Origin of the sequence: Christiangramia aestuarii (assembly GCF_009735585.1) — a bacterium.
GTDB lineage: Bacteria > Bacteroidota > Bacteroidia > Flavobacteriales > Flavobacteriaceae > Christiangramia > Christiangramia aestuarii.
Genome location: NZ_VJVW01000183.1, coordinates 1 through 354, shown reverse-complemented (window position 1 = coordinate 354; position 354 = coordinate 1). Strand labels below are relative to the sequence as shown.

The 354-nt window shown below is 61.9% G+C and carries 1 protein-coding gene; it reads right to left on the bottom strand.

Going from position 1 to position 354, the window contains the following annotated elements:
- Positions 1-166: 166 nt before the first annotated feature.
- Positions 167-354: ABC transporter permease family protein (locus FLP08_RS17460; protein ID WP_202912824.1), on the bottom strand; the 188-nt coding region annotated here is incomplete at its 5' end.

The following is a 354-nucleotide window of genomic DNA, read 5'->3' as shown; positions in this document are numbered from 1 at the left end:
TAGAAGCCGGCGATGTTCGACAGCAACTTGCTGTGCGACAGCCGCATCAGCGCCAGCACGGTACCCAGCGCGACGCCGCCGAGGACGCCGAGGACCATCAGCTTGAGGGTCATCAGCATGCCTTCCCAGAGGCTCGGCAGGGCGGGAACGATTCCACTGAAGTCCATCATTTACCTCCTACGGAGATCAGGCCCGGTACGGCGACCTTTCTCTCCACCAGGCGCATGATCAGCATCAGGCTCATGTTCAGCGTGAAGTAGATCAGCGTGGCCAGGGTGAAGGCCTCGAACAGGTTGGCGGAGAACTCGGCGGTCTGCTTGGTCTGCGCCAGCAGCTCCATCAGGCCGATCAGCG